The organism is Ignavibacteriota bacterium (genome assembly GCA_019637995.1).
Lineage (GTDB): Bacteria > Bacteroidota > Ignavibacteria > Kapaibacteriales > UBA2268 > JANJTB01.
The window spans coordinates 1,300,122-1,321,847 of the sequence record JAHBUQ010000001.1 but is presented as its reverse complement, the minus strand read 5'-3'; the positions used below and the strand labels follow the sequence as shown (position 1 = coordinate 1,321,847).

Sequence of the window (21,726 nt, the reverse complement as noted above, 5' to 3'; positions counted from 1 at the left end):
GAAAATATCGAATTAGTTTATGAAAATCAAAATAATAGTAATTTCAGTAGTTTTAATTGTTGTCGCAGCGTTAGTTTATTATTTTTTCTCAGGTGATGACAAAAGTACATTTATAACAGTTAATCCGACCTATGGAGAATTTCGCTCTGTTGTCAATAATACAGGTGAGCTAAGAGCCAAGAACAGTATTGATGTTCGGGGTCCGAATAATGCAAGGGCACTTGGTATTTGGCAAATGAAAATTACTAAAATTGTAGATGAAGGTACTATTGTCAAAGAAGGAGATTTCGTTGCTGAGCTTGATAAAACAGAAATTATGCGTGAAGTAAAGGAAATTCAGCTTAATATTCAAAAATTTGAATCACAACTTACTCAGGCAAAACTTGACAGTACACTTGCACTATCGCAAGCAAGAGATGAACTCGAAAATATAGATTTTAACCTTCAGGAAAAGAAACTTCAGATGGAGCAATCAATGTATGAAGCACCGTCTGTTATAAGACAAGTAGAGCTTGACTACGAGCGCACAATGCGGAGTTTTGCTCAGTCGAAAAAAAATTATGAAACAAAAGTACAGCAGTCAATCACAAAGATTAATATAATTCTTACTGATATGATGAAAGAGCAGCAAAGACTTGCTTTGTATATGGAAACCCTTGATATGTTTAATATAATGGCACCTGCCGAAGGTATGGTCATTTATGCCCGTGAATGGGACGGCAGGCGAAAAGTTGTTGGTTCAACTATTGATGCTTGGTATCCTATTGTAGCTACTCTGCCTGATTTAACATCAATGGAATCTGTTACTTATGTAAATGAAATTGATATTCAGAAAATAAAAGCAGGACAGACAGTTAAAATTAGCCTTGATGCAAATCCCGAAAAGAAAATCTCAGGTATTGTTGAAAAAGTCGCAAATATCGGGGAGCAAAAGCGTGGCTCAAACGCAAAAGTATTTGAGGTGATAATTTCTGTTAATGAAAAGGATACAACACTTCTTCCTTCAATGACCACAGGAAATGAAATACTTATTTCAACAGTAGCTGACGTTTTATTTATTCCTTTGGAATGTCTTCATGTATTTGACAAAGATGAAAAGAAGACATACTATGTCTTTAAAAAAGACGGCGCTACAATATTCAGGCAGGAAGTAGAAATAGGTGAGATGAATGATAATGAAGTAATAATTATGAAAGGAATTTCACAAAACGATAATATTATGCTCTCATCTCCGGAAGGCAACCCAGATGATTATAAATTATCTAGACTCAAGTCAGAGGAAAAATGATTGCAAGTCTTGGATATAATCTAAAAATTGCTGCTGAAGCAATTCTCCAAAATAAAGTGCGATCTGTTCTGACATCGCTTGGTATTATTTTTGGAGTGGCTTCTGTCATTTCAATGCTTGCAATTGGCAGTGGGGCAGAACAAGAAATTCTCGAAAAAATGAAACTTCTGGGAACGAATAACATTATCATAAAACCTCTTGACAGTAAAAGAATGGCTGAAATTCAAAAAGAGGAAGAAAATGATGAAGCTAACTCTGACCAGAAGTCAACCAGTAACAGGTTTTCACCTGGATTGAATTTATTGGATATGCAGTCTCTTAAGAAAATTATTCCCGGCATCAGCCATATAGCACCGGAAATTGTTATCGAAGTTACGGCTATGAGAGAGGGCAAAAAGAGGGATGTAAATTTAGTTGGAGTCAATAGCGATTACTTCGTAATTAACAATTTCTCGATTACTTCCGGAACTAATTTTAATAGTTTCAGCTTTGAGAAATCTGAAAATGTTTGCATAATTGGAAGTGGAATCAGCAAAAGGCTGTTTCCGACTGATAATCCGATTGGTCAGATAATTAAATGCGGCGAGCAGTGGCTTACTGTTATTGGTGAAATTAACGAGAAAAACATCTCTAAAGATAATATTCAGAATCTCGGAATAAGGGATTATAATTTGGATGTCTATATTCCTATTTCTACGATGCTGATGAGATTCAATAACCGCTCTCTTGTTACAAAAGCAGACCTGCAGAGGCGTGGCAGAAATCAACCTACAGATGAAAATTATCATCAAATTGATAAGCTGACAGTTGCATTCCGAAGCAGTGAAGAAGTTCAGCCGGCAGTTGAAATAATTCGTCGTTTGCTCGATAGAAGGCACAATACAGTAAAGGACTTCGAGATTGTAGTCCCCGAACTTCTGCTCGAGCAGGAACAGTCTACCAAACGTATTTTCAATATTGTTCTTGGTGCAATTGCATCAATTTCACTTATTGTCGGTGGCATTGGAATTATGAATATTATGCTTGCATCCGTGCTTGAGAGAACAAAGGAAATTGGTATCCGTAAAGCAGTTGGCGCTAAAAGAGCTGATATTATGTTACAGTTCCTGAGCGAAGCTGTGGCAATATCAGTAAGTGGCGGTATTATCGGAATTATTCTTGGAGTTTCTGCAGGAGTTGTAATTGAACTTCTGACTGATATAAAAACGATAGTATCACCATTTTCAGTTATACTATCGTTTGTAGTTTCAATTTCTGTTGGGTTAATATTTGGAATTACTCCGGCAAGACGAGCATCAATGCAGGATACTATCGAACTACTGAGATATGAGTAATCATTATTGCTTACAAATCTCTTCGCAATGTTTTTTGAGATTTGCTAGTCCCTGATTGAATGACTTATTGAGACCTGATTCAATCATTACTTTCATATATCTCTCAATTGGATAAGACAAGTTTCCGGATGCACCCCAGCTGATTTCGGTCTTACCGTTTATTTCTTTCAAATCATACCAGGTAAAAACTTCAGAAGCGAATGGCTCAGTAAAGACAAGCTCCTGCTCAATCCTTGAAAATTCCTTGACAGATGTATTTGTAAGTTTGCCACTTCCAACGATATCGCCTTTCCATTCGGAAGACTGACCCTCGCCGGGCTGTCCTGAAATTGGAAAATATGCTGAAGGTTCTTCCTCGTACCAAGTATTCCATTTGTTGAAATTCTCTAAATCAGCTGCCTGCCAAAAAACAACTTCAGCCGGACAATCTATGATGATGGACCTTTCAATTTCATATTTATCGGGCATAAATATTCCTACAACAAGGAATAATATTAACATAGAAACTATTATTAACAAAATGGCTTTAACGTATTTCACTTTGCCTCCGAAATGTTTTTAAAATAAATTTAATAACGAAATTTCATTAATATATTTCATAAAAGCAGAAAATATTTTTCTTCATACATGTAAAATACTCTTTGTAAGATTAATTCAATATTTCTTTGTTCAGAGAATTTGCTTTCGCTTGGTGAAAGTGGCGATTTCTACCACAAATGTTGATGCGGAGAACAAAACTTTGATTAACCACAAATGTTGATGCGGAGCACTGAACCGCCATATTGTCAAATACACGCTGTTAGAGGCTGGCAATTTTGTCGTTAATTCGTTTCGCCAAGTTTTCAATTTCACTATATTTTGCTAATTGTTGTAACCATTTTTCAGGAATGTTATCAAGTCCATAAAGAAGTCCTGCAAGTCCGCCTGTTACAGCACCTGTTGTGTCTGTGTCGCTGCCAAGATTGACTGCCTTCAAAACAGCATTTTTGCAATTGTCTGTTGTCAGCAAACACCAAATACTTGCTTCAAGTGTATGCAAAACGTAACCACTACTTTGAATTTCATCTTCGTCAAGTTTGGAAATGTCACCTTTTAGCAATCTGTCAAACTTTGCAATTTCTGTCGGATTGATTTCGCGACTTGTCAAGTGATTTGGAATTTCAGTTTGCAAGTTTACGTAAATTTCAAATTTGTCTTTACCAGCCAAAATTTGCTTTGCAAATTCAAGATAGTAGAAGCAAGCAATTACCGAACGAATGTGTCCGTGAGTAATTGATGAGACTTGTTTTGTTATTTCGTAGCGTTCTTTTATTGATTTGTCTTGAATATAGAAAAGCAACGGTAAAATTCGCATTAGTGAACCGTTACCATTGTCGGTTTCGTCAAAACCGCCTGCAAATTCTGGTTTTTCGCCTTGTGCAAGTCTTGAAATTGCTTGCCGTGTGGCAATACCAATGTCAAATACATTTCCTCTTGGTGTCCAAAAATTGTGTTGATACCACTTTACAAAATTTTGTCCGATTGTGTTTAGGTCAAAGTCTTGTGTCAATGCTTCGGAAAGGCAAAACGTTAGCGAGCTGTCATCCGACCAAGTTCCTGCTGGTAAATTGTATGTTCCGTAACCAATCATATCTGTTACAGGATTTTTTTTAATTGATTGTCGGCTATTGAATTCAACAGGAACACCCAAAGCATCGCCTACTGCAACTCCAAAAAGTGCAGATTTTATTTGTGGTAAAGTGATTTTAAAACTTTTGATTTCATTTTGTTTTATGGCTTTGATGATTTTTGGGATAACTCCATTTTCAAAGTTCAAAACAAAAAATCCATCATTAAATCCATCTGCTCTGACTATTGTTGTAAGAAGTTTGCACAATGTAATTGTATCAAGATTTGAGTAATTAAAATCTTGGTCATTAAGGATAGATTTTCCATCAGCCCAACTTGTCCAATCAAAAATAGGAACAATACCTAATTCGTGGATTAAGTTAAATACTTTGTCAACTATTTCAAATGAACTCCAATAAGGAAAAGTAAAAGAACCGTTTTCAAGTTCTTCGCCACCTTTGACTTCACCAAACTTTTTTGTTGTTTCAATTTCTGGCAATAACGAAAAAAGTCTATTCCAGTCATTTGTTGTTAATGTCCTTAAATGTTCTTGAAGTTTTTCTAATTCAATCATCTGTATTTCACTTATACGGTTTGTAAGATTTGCTTGCCACTAACAGTTTGCCACTTGCCGCAGTGGGGGATTTTGAAGCACAAAACTGTCAATGCACTACAAAAGTTGATGCGAGGTAGAATGTTCAATTAACCACGTCACCCGCCATGGAGCCAAACGCCTGTTACCAGCTGCCGTTTTAGTCATTTGTCAAGATAATTTTATATGTTGTCGGAAACTCGCACAAGTTTGTCAAGTCGCCTTTAATTATCAAAATTTCTGCCGTGTCGTTATCTTCGTTAAAGTTATAAAGTCTATACAAATAGAAATTTTCTTTCTCTATTTTACTTCTTTCAAGTTCAGTTCTTGTGATGTAAAATGTTGAATTTTTTCCACCTTTTGTTGTCTTGACTTCAATGTAAATTTTTTGTCCATTTCCGTCATATGATTCGATGTCGTAACCCGTCCCGTCTCCTTCGTCTTTTGCTGTATGTTTGATTTTGTCAACCAATTTATGTAGTCCACTTTGCCTTAATTTCTCTATTTCGTATTTCAAAACCCAAAGTTCGCCTAAGTCTCCTATTCGTTTATTGTCAATGTTGTTTTGAATGAAATTTACTGTCCTGCCTCTAAACGTCAATTGGTCTGTTGAAGTGGAAAGATTAGTTGCAGAAACTTCGTTTGCAGTTTGGAAAGTTGAAGCTACAGGAACTGGTGTCTGTTGGTTTAAGTGTCGTGCAACAGCATAAATAAAATCTTGTGTCAGTATGTTTAGGCTGATGTCGTTATAACAATCTGCTGTTATTCTGTCTTTGTGTAGTTGTAAAAGTTCTTGGTCATTGGATAGCTCATACTTTACTATTTCACATAAACTATTGAAATGTCCAATGTTTTCAATTCGTCCTTTTGTTGGTCTGTAAGTCAATTCAAGTCTTTCGGAAAACTGTTTAAACATTTCAAATTTATAGAAGAAATATCGTTCAGGATAGCGAAGTGTCAAATAAACAATAATTGCTCTGTGGTCTTGATATGTATTCTTGCCCGGAAACAAACTGTTGTTTATTGTTTCTGTTCCGTTTTGAAAGTCATTAATTCTTTGATATATGTCGTTTTCTTCGTCATATAAATTTCTAAACAACTGCCTTAGTTCTTCTGGTCTTTGTGTTGCGTAATGTACTAACATTCGCAAAGGAAAATACTGTCCTGATTTTAATAAGTTTTGAGTAAGACGAATTGATTGAGAAAGCACTTCAAGAAAATTTGTTGCTTCTATGTTCCAATTGTCTTGGAAACATTTCACGGCTTTCCACTTGTAAATTTCTTGTTGATTTACACGTGCAAAGCCAATTTTGTATTCGTCAATATATTGTCTTAAAATCTGTCTATTCATTTTTATGCAGTTGTCGATTTACGGTTGCAGGTAACTCATTTATCTACGAACTCTCAATAAATTTATTACAAAAATAAGGAATGTCAATAAATTAAAAACAAAGAAATAATTTATCAATAATTATCACTTCAAGACTTTGAAATTCAGACAATTTGCGTTAAGTTCGTCTGTTATAATTGTTAGCTGTGATAAATCCTGCAAGTTGAAAGTTATGATTACTTTCACATACCCGATTGGTACACTTGTCGTAGTTCTTTCGTGAATAATATCGTTAACATTTGCTCTGACTTTATCAAGTATTTCCAAAATCATTTTCAACATACCCGCCTGGTCTTGAACGAGAACCTCAATTCTGGCACGAAATCCCTCATCCATTGCACCTTTATCAAGTATCTGTTCCAAAATACTCATATTGATATTGCCGCCACTTATCACAGGAACGACTAATTTACCTTTTATGTCAATTTTCTTATAAAGTACAGCAGCCATTGCGGCAACTCCGGCAGGTTCAGCCAATATTTTAGCTCTTTGTAGCAATAAATATGCAGTACGGGCAATTTCAGAATCATCAACTACCACAAAATCATCAACATACTTCTTTGCTGCTTCAAAATTCAAATTTCCGCATGATTTTACAGCAATTCCATCAGCAATAGTATTGACAGATTTTAGGGGAACTATTTCGCCACTTTCAATAGAAGTCTTCATACTTGCAGCACCTGCCGCCTCAACGCCGATAATTTTAATATTTGGGTTCAAATTTTTGAGTGCTATTGCAATACCTGATATTAAACCGCCTCCACCAATGGGAACAAATACATATTCTACCTCCCGAAGCTGTTCGAAAATCTCAAGCCCGATAGTTCCGGTACCAGCAATTATGTTAGGGTCATTGAATGGATGTACAAAAGTCGCACCGCTGCTTTCTGCATAGTCCATAGCTGCTGAAAACGCATCGTCAAAAGTATTTCCAACAAGCTCAATATCTGCACCGTAAGCCCTTGTAGCAATAACTTTTAACGGAGGTGCAAAAATTGGCATAAAAACTTTACTTTTAACTTTCAATTGATTTGCCGCATAAGCAACCCCTTGAGCATGATTGCCGGCTGAGGCACACAAAACACCCTTAGCACGTTCATCGTCATTTAGTTTGGATATTTTGTAATATGCACCGCGAACTTTAAAAGAACCTGTTTTCTGTAGATTCTCAAGTTTCAAATATACATCAGCACCTGACATTTGAGAAAAAGAGGTGCTGATTTCCATTGGGGTACATTTCACTACATTTCTAAGCTCACCCTGCGCCTTAAAAATATCAGGCAATTGTGGTAAATTTTCATTTGATACTATAGTTTTCATTTGATTTTTCAGTTTCTATAATAGTGTTTTATAAAAATGTAAAAGTAACAAAAAAATATTTATATTTTAGTTTAAATGCTACAAACTAACATATAAGAATCCTAATGTTAGTTAATAACATTTGATTATCTTATAATTTCATTATTTAGACGTTTACCTTACTTAATACTTTCAAATTCGGTAATATGAATATAATGAAATTTATTGAACACCAAACTTTAAGAAAAAGAGCAAAATTTCAAATAATATTTTTAATACTTCGACTAATGAAACAATATAAATATGAAGATGGTTTGATAACTTATGTTTAAAAGAATACTTGTTGCTAACAGGGGCGAAATTGCAGTCAGAGTAATGCGTTCAGCCCGTGAGATGGGAATTGAGACAATTGCAGTTTATCACGAAGTTGATAAAGAAGCGTTATTTGTTCATTATGCCGATTACGCATATCGTCTTAGTGGAGACAGCCCAAAATCTGCATATCTCGACATTGAGCAGATTATCAATGTTGCGAAGAAAAGCTGTGCTGAAGCTATTCACCCGGGTTACGGATTTTTATCTGAAAGAGCAGAATTTGCAAGAGCTGTAACTGAAGCAGGGATTAAATTTATCGGTCCACTTGCTGAATCAATCGAAATGATGGGCAGTAAAACCAAAGCACGTGAAATTATGATTGATGCCGGTGTTCCGGTTGTACCCGGCACAAAAGAAAAAATTACGGATATTGAGCGTGCAAAAGAAATTGCGTCTGAACTCGGCTATCCGGTACTTTTGAAAGCATCAGCAGGTGGTGGTGGAAAGGGTATGAGAAAGGTATTTGAATCAAGTGAGCTTGAGCCGTCATTCCTTGCTGCCCAAAGGGAAGCTCTAAAAGCATTTGGTGATGATGCAGTATATCTCGAAAAATATATCGAAAGCCCCAAGCATATAGAAATTCAAGTACTTGCTGATGAACATGGAAATTATGTTTATCTTGGTGAAAGGGACTGCTCAATACAAAGACGGCACCAGAAAGTCATTGAGGAGGCGCCTTCAGCCGTGCTTGATGAGGATTTAAGAGCAGCTATGGGACTGGTGGCTGTAAACGCAGCAAAAGCATGTAATTATCACAATGCAGGAACAATTGAATTTCTGCTTGATAAGAATAAAAATTTCTATTTCCTTGAAATGAATACACGTTTGCAGGTTGAACATCCCGTTACTGAAATGGTTACCGGAATAAATCTTGTAAAAGAGCAGATTAAAATATCATGGGGCGAGCCGTTAAGTTTTTCACAGGAAGATGTGAAAATCAGCGGGCATGCTATTGAATGCCGAATTTATGCAGAAGACCCATTTAATAATTTTATGCCCGATACAGGAGTAATAAACTACCATCGCCAGCCTGCTGGTTATGGTGTCCGCGTTGATAGCGGAGTGGAAGCCGGTTCGGAAGTTACGATTCACTTCGACCCAATGCTATCAAAATTAATCACTTACGGAAAGGACAGAATTGAAGCTATCAGCCGTATGGAAATGGCATTAAGAAACTATAGAATTAAAGGTGTCAAAACTGTAATACCATTCTTGCTTGCGGTTATGCAGCACCCTGAATTTAGATACGGTTGGTTTGATACTGGATTTATCGAACATTCATTTGATTTTAAAACACTTGAAAAAATGAAATCCGAGCATAAGGAAATCATTGCTGCAATAGCTGCTTATGGCCTCAGAATGACACAAAATGCACAAAAACCTGCCAAAAGTCAGCCACAGGTCAGCAAATGGAAAGAGAAAAATTTATTATTAAGAAGATTGGTTTAGGGAGCTAAGATGGATAACATTTTATTAAATATTGGAAGCAATGAATATTCTGTAAATTATGATAAAGATAATCACAGCATAATTTATATTGATGATAAACCTTATGAAGTTGAACTTCTTAAAACATTCGGCTCTGACGTTTTTTCTTTTCTTGTAAACCAAAGGATATTTCAGGTTGGGCTTGATTTTGGAGATGATTCCAATCTCGAAATAAGTCTCGATGGACTTACTTACAGTATCGCTTCTACTGATGAAATGAAAAAAGTATTAGGACGGTATATCGCCAATAACGGTGGTGCAGGAAAAGCCGGTGCCGGAACTGTTAAAGCTCCAATGCCCGGACTTGTTGTAAAAATACTTGTTAAGGAAGGTATGCAGGTCGTAGAAGACGAAAAATTAATTGTTATCGAAGCTATGAAGATGGAGAATACTTTGAAATCACCTGTTACGGGAGTTGTGAAATCAGTCAAAGTCATTGAAGGTCAGGCAGTTGAAAAAGGTGCTGTATTAATTGAAATTGAAGTTTAGTTATCATTATTTATTTATAGTTTTTGTATTTTTTATCATCTATGAAATATTTCTTTATAATACCTATTATTTTATTAATTGTTCAACTTAGATCAAGTTATGCAGACTGGGAGAATACATGTTTAATTAATAACCCACCTGAAACTTTATGCTTTGGCTTAGGTCCAGAAACGATACTTGCATTGGGTGATGATATTTTTGTTGGTGGACAGTTCGGTCATATTTATTCAAGGTCTTATGATAACGGTGATAATTGGGTTAAACCTGATGAAATCAAAGGAATGGAAAAACTATTTTTCAATGGTAAATATATATTTGCATTATGGGTTAATTATCCAAAATTTCCTGAATATGATTCATTCTATTCGCAAGATACCGGCAAAACATGGCAGATATTCACAATAGATGGAAATAGCATAAAATCAATGGCTTGCGACAGCAATACCGCTTATGCTTATACTGATTCAGGCATATACTTTTCGGAAGATTACGGGCAGTCGTGGGAACACTCAGCCTTTGTGGTGCCGGGAAGCAATTTTGAACTCCAATATTCAAACCAAAATTTACTTTTTGCAAGTCCTTTTACCTTTTCAAAAGATAAGGGCATGACATGGGAAAGTATATCTATTCCGAATGAAATTGCTCTTGATATTGCTTTTAGCGATGACTATGTATTCGTTTCTACAGGTTACAAATTGTTTAGAACAGATTATTCCCTCGGTAAATTTGAGCTAGTACTTTCGTATAATGATTCGATTCGTGCTGTTGAATCTTACAATAACAACTTGATTGTAATTACTGCTGATAAAGAAATTCATTATAGTCATAATCAGGGTTTGAACTGGCAAATCATTTCCGGTGGTATTGATCCATTGGATTTTGAATCATTTGACCGGTATTTATCTTTTCAAAATTTTATTTCAAACGATAAGTATATGTTTTTAGGTTTAGGGTCAAATATTTACCGTTATAATTTGAAATTATTATCAAATGTTCAGGATTTTCAAGTTGCAGAAATTCAAATATTTCCCAATCCGTCTGATGAAATATTATACATTTCAGGAAATTCAAACTCAAATTCAGATAAATTTTGTATTTATGATATATTGGGAAATAAAGTTTTAGAAGATGTTTTTATCGGACGAAATTCAATAAATATTTCACACCTATCGAGTGGAATGTATTTTTTAAGCATAGATAGCGAAAATTATAAATTTATAAAAAAATAAATTTTTAATATTTTTTTACAGGAAGTTGGATATAAACTGAAGTTCCTTTTCCAATTTCACTTTCAATCCATATTTTACCCTGATTCTTGATGATAAATTCATGAACAAGTATCATACCAAGTCCAGTTCCTTTCTCGCCCAAAGATCCTTTGGTAGATTTATTTTTATCTAAAGAAAAGATGTTTTGGACTTGCGTAGGACTCATACCAACGCCTTCATCCTTAATTTCGATTTGCAGAAATTCATTATTACTTTCAACTATAGTTTCGCTGTAAAAATAAATGTTTGAATCATTAGGTGAGAACTTCAGGCTATTTGATACGATATTTCTAATAGCAATATTAATCAAACTTGCATCATAGTATGCTTTTGTATCTGCCTTCAAATTGTTAATGAAATTAATATTTTTATTTTTAGCAATAGATTGATGTTCCTGTATAATGTTGTTAATAATATAATTTATATTGTAGGAATCGGGCTCATAATTAATTTTACCACTTTGACTTCTTGACCAGGTTAATAAATTTTCAAGCAGGGAGGATAAATTATTTGCAGACTCTTTTAGTAATCTTAAAATGTCGTGCTTTTCTGAATCCGAAAAATCTTGGTAATCGTCATACATCATGCTTGTAATATTCTGAAACGAACTTACAGGATTTCTTAAATCGTGAGCAATTATTGAAAAGAATTTATCTTTTGCAGAATTAAGTTCATCAAGTTCTTCCTTTTGTTTGTTTATTATTTCGTTAGCAAGTTTTTGATGTTTAGCTCTAAAATAGAAGAAATATCCAATACCTGCTAATATAATAATAAGCACAATAGAAATTAAAATCTGATAAAACATAATTACTTTTTGAGACTTAATTTCATCATCTTTAATTTGGGATTTAAATTTATATTCCATCTGAGTTTGGTAAAGCATCTTCTCAGCATCATACATCAAGCCTTCATACTCAATCATATACTTCAAATATACAATCGCTGAGTCATTATTATTTAAATCTTCATGATAAATAGAATAAAGCAATCCAACAGAATTGTATATATATACATTTATATTGTATTTTTTTGAAATCTCATAAGATTTATGAGCATAGTATAGGGCTGAATCTATTTTGCCGCCATTTCTATAAGCATAAGCGAGATTCCGATAAATATTTGGAATTTCAGAAGGCTGTTCAAACTTTTTCAAATATTCAATAGCAGATTTATAGTTAGCAATTATCTCGTCATATTCTACATAGAACTGAGAGTAACTTGCATAAATATTTATATTATTAGCTATGATATCATAATAATTATACTTTTTTGCAATTTCATCAGATTTATGAATATAATCCGGAACCCTTTGGTCTTTAGCATACCCTGTTTGTTCAAGTATAACTGCAGCATATCGGTTATATGTTTTAGATAGCAAAAATTGATTTTGAGTCTTGTGGAAAATCGTTTCTGCTTTTTCAAGATATCGTAATGCGTTATCATAGTCTTTTTGGGCTCGATATACTTCACCAGAAAAACGATACGACTCTCCTAAAAGATCTGAATTATTGATTGAATTAGTACTTAAATATATTTCAATTTCAAGTTTCAGAAAGAATAATGCTTTTTCATAATCAGCAAAATAGTAATGGCTAGAAGCCAGTGAATGCAATGCTTTTGCAGCTCCTAAGGTGTAGTTGATAGACTCGGAAATTTTGAGGGCAGTATTAGCATAAATAATATTTGAATCAATATTATCAATATTATCACAATATTCAAGGAGTTTATCAACAGTTTTGATATCTTTTGGTAAAGTATCATAATTTTGTAGTTCAGATTGACTTTTTAAGGCAGTAATGCTCAAAAAGAAAACTACAACTACAATATTTATGAAATAATATATGCTCAAAATTATCAAATCCTCGATAATAAAATATCAAATTAACTTTTTCCAATTATCATTTCGGCAATTTGAACAGCATTCGTAGCTGCTCCCTTTCGAATATTATCGGCTACGATCCAAAGATAAAGACCATTTTTCACTGAATCATCCCGACGCAATCGGCTAATGTAAACTGCATCAGTATCATCAACAACATTTGGTGTAGCGTAGATTTCACGACTTGGATCGTCCATCAGGACTAAACCTGTTGTATTAGCCAATAATTTTCTGATATCCGAAATGTTAAATTCCTTTTCAAGTTCGACATTAACTGATTCGCAATGACCACCGATTGTCGGAACCCGAACACATGTTACAGCAATAGGCAACTCCTGAATCTCAAGAATTTTACGAGTTTCATTAATCATTTTGATTTCTTCATTCGTAAAACCTTCCTCGCCCTCAAATGTGTGGAAAGTTGTGCTGTAAGCAATTGGTCTGGATTCATCGAAATTTCCTTCGAGCTCACGGTATAGTTTATCAATACCGGTTTGCCCTGCACCGCTTATAGACTGATAAGTAGAGCATACTACACGTTTTAATCCATAATTATCAGCAAGGGGTTTGAGACCTGCAACAAGCTGAATAGTAGAGCAGTTTGGATTTGCTATGATATAGTTATGCTCGGAAATTCGATGTGAATTTACTTCAGGGACAATCAGTGGTACTTTAGTATCCATTCTCCATGCACTGCTATTGTCAATTACAATGCATTTTTGGGCACGGGCAAACGGAGCAAGCTCTTTTGAAGTTTTGCCACCTGCTGAAAACAAAGCAATATCTAAATTTTCAAATATACTTGGGTCTGCCTTCTTTACAATATATGTTTTACCTGAAAATTCAACTTCCATTCCTGCTGACCTTGCAGAAGCAAAAAGTGATAATTCGTTAAAGGGTAGCTCACGTTCATCAATAACTTTAAGAAAAGTCCTCCCGACTAATCCTGTAGCTCCGATAATTCCGATATTTGGCAATGAATTGCCGGATTTATAATTGTTCATATACAGATTTTATAAAACTTGGGTACATAAATGATTCAATACTAATAGCCTGACCTGTTTCAGCATCAATTTCTGAAACAACTCCTGCAATTTTCATATCTCCGTCAGCCATTTCATATTTATGGGCAGTTTGAAGTTGTAGTCTTTTGAGTGCAATATCCTTTCTCATACCGAGAACAGAATCATAAGGACCTGTCATACCTACATCACTTATATATGCAGTTCCTTCGGGCATAATGCATGCATCTGCAGTCTGAATATGAGTATGAGTTCCTATTACTACTGATACTTTTCCGTCAAGATGCCAGCCCATTGAAATTTTCTCGGCTGTAGCTTCAGCATGAAAATCAACGATGATGACATTAGCTTTTTCAGATAAAATCTTCAATGCATTGTCAGCAGCCCGGAATGGACAATCTATTGTTTGCATATAGGTACGACCCTGAAGCTGAAGTACTGCTACCTGAAAACCTGCCACTTCCAAGATTTTGAAACTTCTTCCGGGATTTCCGGGTGGATAGTTCATTGGTCGCAGAACCCGGTCACTCTTAATTAGTAATGGGCGGGATTTCCAGTTATCCCAGATATGATTACCTGTTGTAATTATATCAACACCACGTGAAAACAACATATCAGACTGTTCTTCAGTCAAACCTTTGCCCTCATCTGTATTTTCACCGTTTACAACAACTAAATTAGCTGAATGTTTCTTGATTAATTCTTCAATATTTTCGCATAGGTAATTTAGGGCATTTCTACCAACAATATCACCTATAAAAAGTAATTTGATTTTCTTCGACAATTTATTTTTTCCGGTTTAATCTAAAATATTATAATTTTTTATATACGATTATATACAACTTATCTTTTTAAAATAGTTATTCATATTGATTTATTTTAAAAAGATACAAACCTAATCAACTAAATATTTAGGCTATAAATCTGCAATTTTCTAATTAATTACTGATATTTTCTTATAAAACATAGATTTATCAGTGCTCACTATCAGGATGTAGTTGCCGCTTCTGATTGATTTGTTTTTAGATATATCTATTTTTAATTCAAAATTATTACCGTTAATAAGCCCATCGTGATATATATCAACCAATCTTCCATCAATATCGAACATCTTGATAGAAACTATTTCTCCGTCAATATCACTTATGCTGATATTTATTATATCGCTTGCAGGAATTGGGTATACATCGAATGAAATATTATTTGAAGGAGCCTCTCCGAGAATGTCTGTTTTAAGCTTTTCGATTTCAAAATCCCATATCCCTCTGCCGTAAGTTGCAAATCTTGCTGTGTTAATCTCCGGGATGTAATTCACACTCCAGTAAGACTGGTCAGGAGCGTCCAAACCGGCGATGTCATACCACTTGTTTTCACTAACGATATAAACAAATGGTCCGAGTGATGTTGCAGCAAAAATGGCATCTTCCTCAGGGTTTAAATCTATTTCATAAATCATAATAGGTGGTAAGCCCTCAATTGGATGAAATGTAACCCCGTTATCCTCAGAAAAATATATGCCCGGATTTGAGTAACCACTACCTGCTATATATACTTCTCCCAGATTTACTTTTGAAGCATAAATTGTTGTGCCATGAAGGTAATTGTATCCGGGACCAATGAATTCGATTGTTTCAGTCCAGGTTGAGCCTGCATCAGTTGAGCTGTAGAATTTCCCTTTTCGGGTCAATGCGTATAAGTAATTATTATCAATTGGCGATATTCCGATTGCAGTTACATAATTATCCTGCTCATCGTCAGAGTTAAACCTAAAGCTAAGTTCCTTAGGAATTATGCGTTCTGTTTGTGTGTCATAAGTAAGTTTCCAGATTTTTGATTCAGCTGTGTTTGATGAGCCAGGGGCAATATATGCTTCATATGGCTTACCGGGAGTGGTTACAATTGGTGGCATCCATACTTTTGCATTAGATAAGTTTCTGAAATTCCATGTAGAGTTTTTACGACTGCTCAGAGCATCCGGATAGAACATCGCAAATCCGGGATAAACTGTCCATATTGTTCTGCCGCTGTCACCAGAAGTAAGTGAGCCGTAATCGCCACTTATTGTTTGCTCGAAATCCAGTATTTTATCGCTTACAGTTTCACTTATTTGAAATCCCTGATCCTGACTGCCAGCAAATATCACACTGCCTTCAGGGTTCTGATGTGTGTAAATTGAATAATATTGGGATACATTTAATTTTTCAAGTGAAATATTTTCAACAGAATAATCATCTCTTGTTTTGTAAATTCCACCATCAGTGGATATAAGGAAGAATTCTTTATTAGCAGCAGTCCTGAAGCTTTTGATGCCCGGAATATCTGCATGAAGTTTATTCAGAGGGTCAGGGTAGTATTCCGCCCAGTTATTAATCAAATTCCAGTTTATACCTGCATCATAGCTGACAAAACAATTTACGCCGCCAAGATAGGAAAGATTTGCATCAAGCTTAGATACACCAAAACTATTGTGCATAAAATAATCTGTTGATGAAAGCCCGCTTTCTAATATATTTTGTCCGAAGTCATCACTGATTTGTACGAATGTATTACCGCTGTTATTATCTCGCGTATTGAAATAAATCCGAACTTTTCCGCCTGCGTCCGAACCGGATAACTTAAGATTATTTGGATTATTAAAAATTATCCTTGGATTAATGCTAAGGATTTCTTTGTTATTTTGTGATATAGCAAAAACAGTATCACGATGTACACAAATTAATTTGTTATATATTAATGAGATATTGCCATCATTTTCATAACCATATTCTCCTATGCTGTGTTCGATTCCCCAAATATCCATTAGCTGATTGTTGCTAACACTGAATACTTTTATAAAATTTTCACCATTATCTTCAGAATAATAAATTGAGCGTATTTGTTTCCAGGCATCATAATCCCATTCATTTGCTAATAGGTATAAATTTCTACCATCATTATCATTTATCACTACACCTCTTTGAATCCAGCCCCATCTTGCAATATTCTCAAGCCCGACAGATGGAATCCACGTAAATCCTTCATCTTCTGAATAGTAAACATTTTTTTCACTGAAAACTATAATTCTTCTTTTGTCATTAACTATTTCAACTTTAATTGACCGGATTGAAAACTGCATGGAGTTGTTAAGGCAAGTCCAGTTCTCGCCATTAATAGTGCCGCGCCATACATTACCACCGGCTGAGGCAGCATAAATTAATCCGGCGTTTAAATCAACATCAGCAGTATGTATTCTTCCTGATTGGTTGTTGCTGCCACGCTCTTTCCATGTGCCAGATATTCTGCCGTCATCGGAAATATATTTAAGAAGTTCTGGAGAATTTGGCTGAAATTTACTCTTGGTGTAATTTTTCAGATTCATACGTTTCGATTTGAATTCTTTTGTTAGAAGCTTATAATCAACATCCGGCTCTGTGAGATGCATACTTTCAAGCCAAAATTTCCGAGCTTTATGATAGTCAGGGTCTGACTCACGATTGAGTTCAGGCAAATGTGATGTCGTTGAACTTTGAGAAAATACAAATGCTGATGAAGCGATTAATATTAACAACAGATAATTCAGCTTTTTCATGATTTATTTATTTTAAAAATTAACAATTTACAAAATTAACTAAAAATTTGAATAATATCAAATAATTTATAATAATTTGTGGATATAATACTCTATGTAAAAGTAATAGAGTTTTGAAAATATAGTATTTTTTAAAAAACGAAAATTTTTTAAAATAAAGTGAAATTGATTACGATATACGCATTTAGTCAGAAATAACAGTCCTAAGCATAAAATTATTGAAAAAAATGTTTAATTTTCAAATAAAATTATTGTTAGGTTAAAAAGAATGTTATTTTTGCAAAAATTAAATTGCAATTATGTCAATAAATAGTTAAGGATATTATATGTTTTGGACTCCTGAGTTAGCGGCAACCTTGGAAGATGCACCTTGGCCTGCTACTAAAGATGAATTAATTGATTACGCCAATCGAAGCGGTTGCCCGCTTCAGGTGGTTGATAATCTTTTCGAGCTTGAAGATAATGATGAGTTGATAGAAGGTATGGAGGATTTGTGGCCCGAATACGAAGATATAACAAATGAAGAGTATTTTTATAACGATGACGAAGAAGAACAGTACATTTAATTTATGACGAAAGTCTTGTGCAGGAAGTTCCTTTTAACTTCCTGCTATGAAATATTATGACTAATATACAATATATTTTGATTTTACTATTATTGTCGGTAATATTTCCGATTTTAACAACTTCATTATACTCTCAAAACTTCATTTCTGACAGTCTTTATCAGGCAAGACGCGATAAATTTCTCAACGAAGTCGGAGATATTATTTTTAGTGGTAACTCTTCATTTACTCCGAATGAATTAATTGATGCAGTTAACTCAAAGAAAAATTCAATGAGTATTCAACATCATTTGTTTGAATATTATCTGGATAATTTTAAAAAAATTCCTGAGACTCCTGATGCAATTAAAGAGTCCTTAATTGCTGCATTGAAAAACCTCTCGCATGAAATCAAATATTTTAATGAAACTACCGCGGAAATGGATGTTCAGACACTTTGGCATTATTACAATACTAACGGATTCCATTTTGCAAAAGTAAGTTACTCGTTTTATCCTGATTTTGAGGACAAACATAATGTTCTTAAGTTCAACATCATTGAGAATCAAAGATTTTCGATAGATACTCTTGTATATATCGGTTTGGATTCTATAGATGAAAGCACTTTGAAAAAAATAAATGCGGTTAAGAAAATAAGCAAAGGTTTGCCCTACAGCGAGCAGCAGATTGTTGATGAAGTTAATATCGTTTTGAACTTACTTTTAAATAACGGATACTACTATGCCGCTTTAGAAGTTGAGCCTGTTTTTATCAATACTGAAACTATTAGTGATAGCATAACAGTAATATTCAACCCCGGAAAACGCCAGAGAATAACAAAACTTGATTTCGTTGATAGTCTCAATAATCAAAATATTGTAGTCCGGAATATGAAAATGTTGCAAATTGATATTAAAGAGGGTGACTGGTACAACAGAAGCAGAGTTCAATCCTCAATTAATAATTTGCACACTCTCGGAACATTTAATTTAGTATCAATTGATACAAGTAGTGTTTTTATGCCTTTTACAGATTCTACTCTTTCAATGTTGGTTTATACACAATACAGAAAACAAAAAGAGTGGGGCGTAGGGATGTTTGTAAATAATACACAAATTGATAATTTCACTAATGTTGGTGTTGAAGCCAATATTATGCACCGCAATTGGGGAGGCGCAGCACAATCAGGTAATATTTTTGCTAATGCCCGACTTAGAAATATCAGTCGTTTTCTCGCTGGTCAGGCTGGTGAATTTGAGGGACAGATTGGTTTTAGAATCGCTCAGCCACTTGTTTGGTCTATCGAAAATATGCGAATTGGAGCAACAGGTAGCTTTTATTACTCCCTATCAACTGTTGACAGGTTATTTAATATATCTTCATGGTATCTACCCATAAGATTCCCAATTCAACTTACTAACGAAACCTATTTGAACCAGATTATAATAGATTTTAATTTTGAATTTCAAAATCCTGTAAATTTTGTAGATGTAGTAAGAGATTTTGAGAATCAGGACAATCCTGCAAATGACAATCAGACAGAGACGGCAAGACTAGTTCAAGCATTACTTCTTTATCAGAATTTGTATGATTATCTCAACGGACCTGGAATTACTCTTTTAACATCAAACGTATTTGGTCTTTCGCTTATAGGTGACAGTAGAAATCATCCATTTAGTCCTAATTCCGGTGACCATTTTTTCTTTTCGATGGATGGTTGGAATGTATTTCTGGCTCACCCTTGGATTTCCGGAATTGCAAAATATTTGAGATTGCAGACAACGTATAATATGTTCTTTAAAACAGGTGCAAATGCAGTCTCTGCATTCAAGTTTCGTGCAGGTGTAATAAATCTGGTTGATGATTATAATGCTTATGTACCTTTTGAAAGACAATTTTTCGCGGGTGGGGCAAATAGCGTGCGAGGATGGCTCTCACGAGAACTGCACTATTCACCAATTGAATCTGCTGAATACGCCAAAGTCGGAGAAACAAGCGATTTGGTGCTTGATACACGCTCTTACAAGTTGATTTCGAATGTCCTGGGTAGTTCGGCTATACTTGAAGGAAGTGTAGAATGGCGTTATACTTTTCCTATGCCTAAAGGAATTGACGAAACTTTTGCTGAGCAAATCTCAAAAATTGGATTAACATTTTTCGTGGATTACGGAAATGCCTATCATTGGTATGCTGAAGGCGATGAAACTAATAATATGATATGGTATGAATATTTCACAAAAATGGCTTGGGCTGCCGGTGTTGGCATCAGATACGACACTCCTATCGGTCCAATCAGGCTGGATTTTGGTTTTCCGGTTTATAAACCGGGATACAACTTGCCAGACTATCAAATATGGGACGATTCAGCAATTTTTCGCGATATGAAGTTTCACTTTGGAATTGGTCACAGCTTCTAATCAGTCCAATTCGAATTTCCAGATAACCTCACCTGATGTATTAATATAAAATAATTTATCTTCATACCATACTTTTGCTATTCCATTTTTGAAATTATCAGCAAACTGAAATATTGGCTTAATAGCCATTTCGCCATCTTTGTTGATATAGCCGAATTTTCCACCGATATCAACCGGAGCAAGATTGTTTACAAAATTTCCTGCTGAAATGAAATCAGGTTTGATAACAAAATCACCATTGGTGTTTATAAATCCCCAATATCCTGATTCATTTTCAACTGATGCAAGTCCTTCCGAAAAGTCATTTGCTCTACTGAAAATTGTATAAGTGAAATTACCTTTGGTGTTAATGTAGGCAAAGCGGTTTCCAGTCAATACTTTGGCGACTCCATCCTTAAAGTTTCCTGCCATATCAAATTTTGGGTTTATGAGCATCTTACCGTTTGTATTAATGTACCCCCATTTTCCATCTATCATTACTGCTGCCATTCCTTCAGAGAATCTTTCAGCTCGTTCGTAGGCACTATTACCAAGTGGAATGCCATACTTATCAATAAAATAAAAAAGATTATCGTTCATTACGACTGCAAAATCTTCATGGTAAGTTCCCGCAAAATCATAGCTGTTGTTATCAGTAAATGCACCTGACTTGTCACAATAGGAGTAATACTCAACATAAACATCAACAATCTTGTTCCTGACTGCAAGCGGAATTCTACCACAACTAAATTTACCTAAATTTAAAGATTTAGAATTCAAAACGATTTCGCCCTTATTATCAATAAGTACATTATCAGCTCCGAGTGGTATAAACCAAAAATAACTTTTTTTGATTACAGTTGCCAAGCCCTCATTAAAGTATGCTGATGCAGGCAGATTAAAAGTTTTCAGTTTTCTGTTTTGATAAACAATTTCTGCATATTCTACATTGCACTCGAAATCAAACGGAATAACCAGATTGCCTTTTATATCAATATATCCAATTTTCTTTCCGTCAACAACAGGAAATAATTCAGCAAATAATATTACCGGAAATAATATTAATAATATATATACTAACTTTTTCAAAACTTCCACTAGAATATTATAAAATAAATATTAGACGAATAATCGTTAAATTAAATAACAATTTAAACAAAAAATCTGTCCGATAATTAAAACCGG

The 21,726-nt window shown here is 34.6% G+C and carries 16 protein-coding genes; 7 read left to right on the top strand and 9 right to left on the bottom strand.

All coding sequences use genetic code 11. The annotated features are described in order from the left end of the window. Positions 1–19: 19 nt before the first annotated feature. Both KF896_05150 and KF896_05145 read left to right on the top strand, forming a co-directional pair. A complete protein-coding gene (locus KF896_05150) occupies positions 20–1,288 on the top strand; it encodes an HlyD family efflux transporter periplasmic adaptor subunit (GenBank protein ID MBX3043085.1) in 1,269 nt (422 codons plus the stop codon). Then, positions 1,285–2,622 (top strand): ABC transporter permease, encoded by a 1,338-nt coding sequence (locus tag KF896_05145; protein ID MBX3043084.1) that lies wholly within the window; start codon positions 1,285–1,287, stop codon positions 2,620–2,622. The genes KF896_05150 and KF896_05145 overlap by 4 nt, the downstream gene beginning before the upstream one ends. 3 nt (positions 2,623–2,625) lie before the next feature. Here the strand turns inward: KF896_05145 and KF896_05140 are convergent, their stop codons facing one another. From KF896_05140 to KF896_05125, 4 genes are all read right to left on the bottom strand, one after another. Continuing rightward, entirely contained in the window at positions 2,626–3,162 is a 537-nt protein-coding gene (locus KF896_05140) for an SRPBCC family protein (GenBank protein ID MBX3043083.1), read from the bottom strand. Positions 3,163–3,421: 259 nt separating this feature from the next. Then, positions 3,422–4,804 (bottom strand): ADP-ribosylglycohydrolase family protein, encoded by a 1,383-nt coding sequence (locus KF896_05135; GenBank protein ID MBX3043082.1) that lies wholly within the window; start codon positions 4,802–4,804, stop codon positions 3,422–3,424. A gap of 178 nt (positions 4,805–4,982) precedes the next feature. Continuing rightward, a complete protein-coding gene (locus tag KF896_05130; protein ID MBX3043081.1) occupies positions 4,983–6,173 on the bottom strand; it encodes a DUF3883 domain-containing protein in 1,191 nt (396 codons plus the stop codon). A gap of 123 nt (positions 6,174–6,296) precedes the next feature. Continuing rightward, a complete protein-coding gene (locus KF896_05125; protein MBX3043080.1) occupies positions 6,297–7,532 on the bottom strand; it encodes a threonine ammonia-lyase in 1,236 nt (411 codons plus the stop codon). A 303-nt stretch (positions 7,533–7,835) separates the two neighbouring features. On the opposite strand from KF896_05125, the gene KF896_05120 reads away from it, so the two are divergent. Genes KF896_05120 through KF896_05110 form a run of 3 tightly spaced genes read left to right on the top strand, consistent with a single transcriptional unit; the run spans position 7,836 to position 11,092 of the window. Further along, positions 7,836–9,335 carry an acetyl-CoA carboxylase biotin carboxylase subunit gene (locus KF896_05120; protein ID MBX3043079.1) on the top strand — a complete coding sequence of 500 codons (1,500 nt, stop codon included), beginning with the start codon at positions 7,836–7,838 and terminating at the stop codon, positions 9,333–9,335. A gap of 9 nt (positions 9,336–9,344) precedes the next feature. Continuing rightward, entirely contained in the window at positions 9,345–9,863 is a 519-nt protein-coding gene (locus KF896_05115; protein MBX3043078.1) for an acetyl-CoA carboxylase biotin carboxyl carrier protein subunit, read from the top strand. Positions 9,864–9,904: 41 nt separating this feature from the next. Further along, a complete protein-coding gene (locus tag KF896_05110) occupies positions 9,905–11,092 on the top strand; it encodes a T9SS type A sorting domain-containing protein (protein ID MBX3043077.1) in 1,188 nt (395 codons plus the stop codon). A gap of 4 nt (positions 11,093–11,096) precedes the next feature. Here KF896_05110 and KF896_05105 read toward each other — a convergent pair whose 3' ends face one another. The 4 genes from KF896_05105 to KF896_05090 all read right to left on the bottom strand — a co-directional run bounded on the left by KF896_05105 (position 11,097) and on the right by KF896_05090 (position 17,600). Next, positions 11,097–12,980 carry a tetratricopeptide repeat-containing sensor histidine kinase gene (locus KF896_05105; protein ID MBX3043076.1) on the bottom strand — a complete coding sequence of 628 codons (1,884 nt, stop codon included), beginning with the start codon at positions 12,978–12,980 and terminating at the stop codon, positions 11,097–11,099. A gap of 32 nt (positions 12,981–13,012) precedes the next feature. Continuing rightward, complete coding sequence (locus KF896_05100) at positions 13,013–14,014, bottom strand: aspartate-semialdehyde dehydrogenase (GenBank protein MBX3043075.1); 1,002 nt, start codon at positions 14,012–14,014, stop codon at positions 13,013–13,015. Next, positions 14,001–14,804, bottom strand: coding sequence for a TIGR00282 family metallophosphoesterase (locus KF896_05095; GenBank protein ID MBX3043074.1), 804 nt, complete (start codon positions 14,802–14,804; stop codon positions 14,001–14,003). The genes KF896_05100 and KF896_05095 overlap by 14 nt, the downstream gene beginning before the upstream one ends. Before the next feature lie 162 nt (positions 14,805–14,966). Next, positions 14,967–17,600 carry a T9SS type A sorting domain-containing protein gene (locus KF896_05090; protein MBX3043073.1) on the bottom strand — a complete coding sequence of 878 codons (2,634 nt, stop codon included), beginning with the start codon at positions 17,598–17,600 and terminating at the stop codon, positions 14,967–14,969. A 326-nt stretch (positions 17,601–17,926) separates the two neighbouring features. On the opposite strand from KF896_05090, the gene KF896_05085 reads away from it, so the two are divergent. Together KF896_05085 and KF896_05080 are read left to right on the top strand one after the other, a co-directional pair. Further along, a complete protein-coding gene (locus tag KF896_05085; protein MBX3043072.1) occupies positions 17,927–18,166 on the top strand; it encodes a DUF2795 domain-containing protein in 240 nt (79 codons plus the stop codon). 56 nt (positions 18,167–18,222) lie between these two features. Beyond that, entirely contained in the window at positions 18,223–20,562 is a 2,340-nt protein-coding gene (locus tag KF896_05080; protein ID MBX3043071.1) for a BamA/TamA family outer membrane protein, read from the top strand. On the opposite strand, the gene KF896_05075 is transcribed toward KF896_05080, so the two are convergent. After that, a complete protein-coding gene (locus KF896_05075; GenBank protein ID MBX3043070.1) occupies positions 20,563–21,630 on the bottom strand; it encodes a WG repeat-containing protein in 1,068 nt (355 codons plus the stop codon). It abuts the gene before it with no gap. Between the last annotated feature and the right edge of the window lie 96 nt (positions 21,631–21,726).